The 7,525-nt window shown below is 64.9% G+C and carries 5 protein-coding genes; all 5 read left to right on the forward strand.

Annotated elements, in window-relative coordinates; all coding sequences use genetic code 11:
* Window positions 1-23: 23 nt before the first annotated feature.
* The gene (locus tag L981_RS15115; protein ID WP_043617559.1) at window positions 24-1,568 is read left to right on the forward strand and encodes an ABC transporter substrate-binding protein; all 1,545 of its coding nucleotides are present in this window, start codon (window positions 24-26) and stop codon (window positions 1,566-1,568) included.
* A gap of 113 nt (window positions 1,569-1,681) precedes the next feature.
* Window positions 1,682-3,121, forward strand: coding sequence for a M20 family metallopeptidase (locus tag L981_RS15120; RefSeq protein ID WP_043617562.1), 1,440 nt, complete (start codon window positions 1,682-1,684; stop codon window positions 3,119-3,121).
* Between the two features lie 250 nt (window positions 3,122-3,371).
* Window positions 3,372-4,631, forward strand: coding sequence for a plasmid partitioning protein RepA (repA, locus tag L981_RS15125; RefSeq protein WP_043617565.1), 1,260 nt, complete (start codon window positions 3,372-3,374; stop codon window positions 4,629-4,631).
* 5 nt (window positions 4,632-4,636) lie between these two features.
* Window positions 4,637-5,716, forward strand: a complete 1,080-nt coding sequence (gene repB, locus L981_RS15130; RefSeq protein ID WP_043617589.1) for a plasmid partitioning protein RepB — start codon at window positions 4,637-4,639, stop codon at window positions 5,714-5,716.
* 437 nt (window positions 5,717-6,153) lie between these two features.
* Window positions 6,154-7,525, forward strand: a 1,372-nt coding sequence (locus L981_RS15135) for a DNA translocase FtsK (RefSeq protein WP_371258874.1), incomplete at its 3' end; no start/stop codon positions are given.

Genomic DNA, 7,525 nt, shown 5'->3' on the forward strand with positions numbered 1-7,525 from the left:
CCAACAACAAGAGAGAGGAACCCATGAAAACCATACTTCTTGCCGGCACCATGCTGATGAGCGCGATCGCGCTCGGCCATGCGCGCGACCTGACGGTTGCCCAGAGTTCGGACATCCGCAGCAACGAGCCCGGCGTCAACCGAGACGGCAACACCGACTCGGTGATCTTCCACATCGTCGAAGGCTTGGTCGGCTACGCCGAAAACGGCGAAGTGAAGCCGCTGCTGGCAAAGAGCTTCGAGGCCTCCGCCGATGGCCTGACCTATACGTTCAAGCTGCGCGATGACGTGAAGTTCCACAACGGCAAGCCGCTGACGGCCGAAGACGTGGTCTGGAACTGGAACCGCTACATGAAGCCGGAGACCAAGTGGACCTGCGCCGCTGACTTCGACGGCAGCAAGTCGATCAAGGTGACGAATGTCGCCGCCACGGATGCATCCACCGTGACCATGAGCATCGAGAAGCCCTCGGCCGTCTTCCTCGGCCTGATGGCGCGGCCGGAATGCGGCTACACCGGCATCGTCTCCCAAGATTCCGTCGGCGCCGACGGCGCCTATGTCGCGCCCATCGGCACCGGTCCGTTCAAGTGGGCCGAGTGGAAGAAGGGCGAATATGTCCGGCTGGAAAAGAATGCCGATTACGTTTCGCCTGCCAATGACGGCAAGCCCGATGGCATGGTCGGCTCGAAGCGGCCGCTCGTCGACGGCATCAAGTTCATGGTCATCCCGGACGCCTCGACGGTGAAGACCGGCCTGCTTTCGGGCGCACTCGATACGGCCGAAGTCTCGGCCGATCTCATTGCCGAGTTCAAGGACAGCGACACGATGCAGCTCATCGTCAAGCGCAACAACGGCAAGAACCTGCTCTACTTCCAGACCCGCGACAAGGTGCTGAGCAACGTGGCTGTCCGTCGCGCCATGGCCGAAGCGCTCGACCTCGACCAGCTCGTCGCCGCCGTCTCCAACGGCACCGGTGAAGCCAACGCCTCGATGGTCTCGGCCGACTCGATCTTCTACTCCGACGTCCAGAAGAAGAAGATCCCGATGGACCTGGAAAAGGCGAAGAAGGATCTCGCGGAAGCCGGCTACAACGGCGAGCCGATCACCATCATCGCCAACAAGCGCGGCAACGTGCCGAGCTTCCCCGCCGCCGTCGTCGCCCAGGCGATGATGCAACAGGTCGGCCTCAACGTGCAGATCGAGGTGCTTGACTACGCGACCCAGGTCGATCGTCGTCGTTCCGGCAACTACCAGGTCATCTCGCAGTCGGTCTCGCCGCGCCTCGACCCGGCGCTGATGTACAGCTTCTATGTCGGCAACAAGGACAAGAACGCCTCGCTGATGTGGGACAATCCGAAGGCGATCGAACTGATGAAGGCGGCCTATGTCGAAGCCGATCCGGCCAAGCGCCAGGCGATCTTCGACGAATTCCACCAGCTGATGCTCGACGAAGTCCCCGGCATCTTCATGTACGACATGGTCGACATCTGGGGCGCCACCAAGAAGCTGCATGGCCAGCCGGTCTGGCAGTCCAACACCCGCCTCTGGGAAGTGACGCTCGACGACTGATGCGGGCGTAGCCCTTCCTCTCCAGCGGATGGCGGCCGTTTGCCGCCCTCCGCACCTCCCTAGACAAAACTGCTGATGCGACCGCGCCCTGCGCCGTCGCAAAAGGATGATTGATGCCAAATCCAGCCGCACGAACCGCCCTTGTCGAAACGATCGAAGCGTTGAAGCCCGAATTCGCCGCAATGAGCGACGCGATCTGGGACCATGCGGAACTGAGTTTTCATGAGGAAAAGTCGGTAGCGACACAGATCGCCATGCTGGAGAAGCACGGGTTTCGCGTGTCGCGCGGGCTGGCGGAGATCGACACCGCTTTCGTCGGCGAGAGCGGGCAGGGACTGCCGGTGATCGCCTTTCTCGGTGAGTTCGACGCGCTGGCCGGTTTGAGCCAGGTGGCCGGCGTTGCCGAAGCGCGCGCCGAAGTCGAAGGCGGTACGGGCCATGGCTGCGGCCACAATCTGCTCGGCACCGGTTCGCTGCTCGCCGCTGTCGCGCTTGCCCGCTACCTCAAGGAAAACGCCTTGCCGGGCACGGTGCGCTATTACGGCTGCCCCGGCGAGGAGGGCGGCTCCGGCAAGACCTTCATGGCGCGCGCCGGCATCTTTGCCGATGTCGATACGGCGCTGACCTGGCACCCGGCACCCTTCAACGGGGTACGCTCGACCAACAATCTCGCCGTTCTCGAAATCTACTATCGCTTCAAGGGCATGGCCGCGCACGCATCGAACGGTGCCCATCTCGGCCGCAGCGCGCTCGATGCGCTGGAACTGATGAATGTCGGCGTCAACTTCCTGAGGGAGCATATGCCGCAGGATTGCCGCGTGCACTATGCGATCACCGATGCTGGCGGCAAGGCGGCAAACGTGGTGCAGGCCCGCGCCGAGGCGCTCTATCTCGTGCGTGCGCCGCAGATGCCGGAGGCCCTGGCGCTCGCCGCCCGCATCGACAAGATCGCCAACGGGGCGGCGATGATGACGGAGACCGAGGTCGAGATCGTATTCGACCGTGCGGCGACCAACCTGCTGCCCAACATCGCGCTGGAAACGGCGATCCACCACAACATGGTGGCGCTCGGCCCGGTGCCCTTCGACGAAACCGATATCGCCTTTGCCAAGGACATCCAGAAGACGCTGACGGCCGAAGCAATCTCGAGCAGCATTCGGCTCTATCAGATCAAGGGCGACGTTTTCGCCAACAGCCGCATGGACGGTTCGACCGGTCTGCATCTCGGCCTGCGCGATTTCGAGGGCCAGTCGCATTTCCGCGCCGGCTCGACCGATGTCGGCGACGTCAGCTGGATCACGCCGACGGCGCAATGCTGGGCGCCCGCCTGGGCAATCGGCACGGCGCCCCATACCTGGCAGGTCGTGGCGCAGGGCAAGAGCCCGGCCGCCCACAAGGCGTTTGCCCACGCGGCAAAATCACTGGCCACGACCGGTCTCGACCTGATCCTCGACGCCGATCTCTTGGCGCGGGCAAAGGCCGAATGGCGGGAAAAGACCGAGGGCAAACCCTACCAGTGCCCGATCCCTGATCATATAGGTCCCAAGCTCTGAGTTCAGTTTTTCGATGTTTGCAAACGCCCGCGCCACCCCGCGGGCGTTTCGTTTTGTGGGCGTCCGGAAGGCCTGCCCGTCAAACGCACGCGCCTTTGATTGGCGCCCGACTCTTGACGCGAATCGCAAGCTCCGGCATCTCTGTTACGGAGTTTTCCGAATAAGTGCCAATTGGCCGTATTTGAATTGAATCTCTGTTAACGCGATGGGGCGCCGTTGGGCCGCTGACGCGCGCAAGGAGTATGGCAGAATGAATATGACGGCAACCCAGGCAAAACAGGACGCCGGCCACGCCCAGGCCCGCCGCCCGGCCGACGAGGCGATCGCGGCGGATGCCCGCGCGCTTTCCGAACAGTTGAAGGCGATGCGCGAGCGCCTGTTCCCGCCGACGGCGATGAAGACGCTGCGCAGCTTCACCTCGGGCGAGGCGGCCAAGCTGATCGGCGTTTCCGACGGTTACCTGCGCCAGCTTTCGCTTGCCGGCGAAGGGCCGCAGCCCGATACCGGTCTTGGTGGCCGCCGTTCCTATTCACTCTCCGACATCAATGCGCTGCGCCGGCATCTGGCCGAACAGGCGCTTGCCAAGGGCAATGCCGCCAAGGCGCGCAGCTATCTCAAGTGGCGCGATGCGGAAGCGGGTGAACATCTGCAGGTGATCTCGGTCACCAACTTCAAGGGTGGCTCCGGCAAGACGACCTCTTCGGTGCACATCGCGCAATATCTCGCCATGACCGGCCACCGGGTACTCGCCGTCGACCTCGACCCGCAGGCGTCGCTGTCGGCGCTTTTCGGCTACCAGCCGGAGCTGGACCTCACCGGCAACGACACGCTCTATGGCGCGATCCGCTACGACGCCGAAGCACGCCCGCTGAAGGACATCATCCGCAAGACCTATTTCGACGGTCTCGATCTGGTGCCCGGCAATCTCGAACTGCAGGAGTTCGAGCACACGACGCCGCAGGCTCTGGGCGCGCGCCAGAACGGCACGGACGCGGGGCCGTTGTTTTTCGCCCGCGTGCAGGCAGCGCTGGCCAGTGTCGCCGACGACTATGACGTCGTCATCATCGACTGCCCGCCGCAACTCGGTTACCTAACGCTGTCGGCGCTGTGTGCCTCGACGTCCGTCGTCGTCACCGTGCATCCGCAGATGCTCGACGTCGCCTCGATGAACCAGTTCCTCTACATGACGTCGGATCTGCTCAGCGTCGTGCGCGAGGCCGGCGGCGAGCTGAATTTCGACTTCCTGCGCTATCTCGTCACCCGCTTCGAGCCGAATGACGGGCCGCAGGCGCAGATCGTCGGCTTCATGCGCTCGCTCTTCGGCGACCGCGTGCTGACGTCGGCCATGGTGAAATCGACGGCGGTTTCCGATGCGGGCCTGACGAAGCAGACGCTCTACGAGGTCGGGCGGGAGAACTTCACCCGCGCCACCTATGACCGCGCGATCGAATCGCTGAACGCCGTCAACGGCGAGATCGAAACGCTCGTTCACGCGGCTTGGGGGCGCTGACCGACATGGCTGGCAACCGCAAGAACGAACTGCGCGCACTCTTTTCGGGCAATGTCGCCCCGGCGGCGCCTGCCGCAGAAGTGGACGACAAGGCGCCTGCCGCACCAAGCGTGCAGCCGGCAAAGCCGGTCGTCGTCCCTGCAGCCCAGGCCGACGTGCCGCGGGCGGCCTCCGGCGCGATCAAGGCCATGGGGCTTTCGCTCGGCAGTATCACTCGCGAGGCGGAAGAGGCGCGCGCACTGCGCGAGGCCCTGCACCAGGGCGAGCGCGTCGTCGAGCTTGATCCGGACCTGATCGACGCGTCCTTCGTCGGCGACCGCCTGACCGATGGCGAGACCGACGATCCGGAATTCCTGGCGCTCGCCGACAGCATTCGCGACAGCGGCCAGCAATCTCCGATCCTCGTGCGCCCGCACCCGCAGAAGCAGGGCCGCTACCAGACGGCTTACGGCCATCGCCGCCTCAACGCCGTGCGCAGCCTCGGCATCAAGGTCAAGGCCATCGTCCGGCCGCTGACCGACGACGAGCTGGTGCTGGCGCAGGGCAAGGAAAACGCCGAGCGTCGCAACCTGTCCTTCATCGAGCGCGCCATGTTTGCGTCCGCTCTTGCCGACCGCGGCTTCGACCGCAAGGTCATCGGCGAGGCGCTCGCCGTGCAGAAGAGCGAGCTGTCGCGCCTGCTGCAGGTGGCAGAAGGCGTGCCGCCGGCGATCGCCCGCGCCATCGGCCCGGCGCCGAAGGTCGGCCGCGAACGCTGGATGGCCTTTGGCGCGCTGCTTGAGGATATGGCGACCGTGGAACTGGCGCAGGAAGAGTGCCGCTCGCGCCGCTTCCTCGAAGCCGAAAGCGACCAGCGGTTCCAGATCGTCTTCACCCGCCTGTCGCGCAAGCCGAAGCCGGATGCGGTGGCGACCAAGCCGGAAACGCTGGTCGACGCCGGCGGACGCGCCTTTGCCAAGCTCAAGCGCGACGGCAAGAATGCCCGCATCGAGTTCTCGGCCGATGTCGATCCCGCCTTCATCGACGAGGTGGTCGAGCTGCTTGCCAGGCATCATGCGGTGTTTGCGTCCGGCCGCGAAGGCTGAGCGAAGCCTACGTCTCTGAAACGTCCGATCGGGCCCGCGTGATGCTCTCACGCGGGCCCGATTCGTTTTCCCGGTGGAGCCGGTGGCGAGCCACCGTGGGCATGCCTTTGTGAGCGCTGATACCGCCTTCATCCAAGAAATATTTTCGGCCGTGCGAGGGCGGCGACGGGATGTCGCGGCCGCCTTGGGGCGTCGGGCCTTGCCGTTGCATCAAGCCCACAGAAAGACGGCAATCGACCGCCGAGTCCGGTTCGAAACGGGGCGTTGGAAGGGACTTGTTAACCTTCATTTCCTATCGCTTAGAAGGCCCCGCGGCGATGTCTCTAGCTCTTCCAGGACCCATGCGTATTCCCAGGACAAACTTCTCACAGGCTGCTTTGCATGATGCAAACCAGGCGGATTATTTCGATGGTCCGCAGGATGATGCGTTGAGCGGTATGCCCACCCATGAGGCGGACCCCGCCGACCCCTATCAGTTGTACGAGGCGCCGGCGGCGCCCCGCCGGCCGGCAAACCAGCAGGCCGAAACCGCGAGCCGTGCGACCCGCCTCTATGGGCAGGGTTCCGCCTACGCTCCTGCACAGGTGACGTCGACGATGAGCGAACCCTTGCCGACCCTCTCGGAGATTGCCGGCCACTACGGTGATTCCACCTGGGAGAGCCATTTCTTCCTGGCACCGAACGTGCGCTTTACCCGCACGCCCGAGCGCGAATTCATGAAGCGGCGCGCGCCGCAGGTCGACGAAAGCGAAACGGCTACCGAAGTCGAAGAAGCGATCGTCGCGGTGGCGGCGGAGCCTGCTCCGGTCGTCGTCGAAACCGTCGAGCCCGTCGCGACGGCTCCGGACGAACCCGCGCCGATCGAAGCTTCGGCCGCTGCGGCTGACGAGGCGCCACTGGCCGAGGTCGCGCTGCCGTCCTACAGCCCGTCCGAACTGCTGCGTATGCTGACCAACCAGTTGCCGACCTGGACCGCGGCACAAAACACGATCGAGCCGGCCATGCTCGAGCGCGTCGAAGCGCCGGCCGATGAGGGCGTCGTCCTCGCGCCGGTTCTGACGACGCCGATCGCCGTTTCCGCACCGGTCGCCGAAGTGACGCCCACGCCCGCTCCGACCTCAGCCGAAGCTCCCGTCGATCAGAGCGCTGCGCATTCCGTCTTCCTGTCGGATTTCGCCTTCTTCGAATTCGGCCCGGCCGACGATGCAGACGTTGCGGGCGCCGAAGCCGTGCATCCGAAGCCCTTTGTCGAGACGCCCGCGCCGGCTGCGATGACGCCTGTTATCACTCCCGTCGCCGTTGCGCCCGTTGCGGTCACGCCGCCAGCGCCCGTGCGCCCGGTTGAAATCCGCCGCGTGCCGCCGACGGCGATCACCTCGCTGTTCCGCGTCGTGGACGTTCGTGGGGCAAAGCCCGAGGATCTGCCGGCATCGCAGCCGCTTGCCGACGTTGCCCCGGCTCCCGTTGCCGTGGCTGAAGAACCGGCGTCTGTCGCCGCCGCTGACATCATCGACGCCGAACCGGTCGAAATCGAACAGCCGGCGCCGGTCGCCACGAAGGCGGCGATCACCATGCCGGCCCAGGTGACCCGCGCGCCGAGCAACATGCCGACCATCGGCTCGACCGACCGTGCGCCGAGCGCCGACGGCTATGAATTCCCGTCCGAGGAACTGCTGCAGGAAGCGCCTGTCGGTCAGGGCTTCTTCATGACGCAGGAGCAGCTGGAACAGAATGCCGGCCTGCTTGAAAGCGTGCTCGAAGATTTCGGCGTCAAGGGCGAGATCATCCATGTGCGTCCCGGCCCGGTCG

The sequence above is a fragment of the Ensifer sp. ZNC0028 genome (assembly GCF_000799055.1).
In the GTDB taxonomy this organism is placed as follows: domain Bacteria; phylum Pseudomonadota; class Alphaproteobacteria; order Rhizobiales; family Rhizobiaceae; genus Ensifer.

Bases quoted from the DNA above. Each gene is read 5' to 3' on its own strand.
- L981_RS15115 (WP_043617559.1), top strand. From the start codon at position 24: ATGAAAACCATACTTCTTGCCGGCACCATGCTGATGAGCGCGATCGCG.
- L981_RS15120 (WP_043617562.1), top strand. From the start codon at position 1,682: ATGCCAAATCCAGCCGCACGAACCGCCCTTGTCGAAACGATCGAAGCG.
- repA (WP_043617565.1), top strand. From the start codon at position 3,372: ATGAATATGACGGCAACCCAGGCAAAACAGGACGCCGGCCACGCCCAG.
- repB (WP_043617589.1), top strand. From the start codon at position 4,637: ATGGCTGGCAACCGCAAGAACGAACTGCGCGCACTCTTTTCGGGCAAT.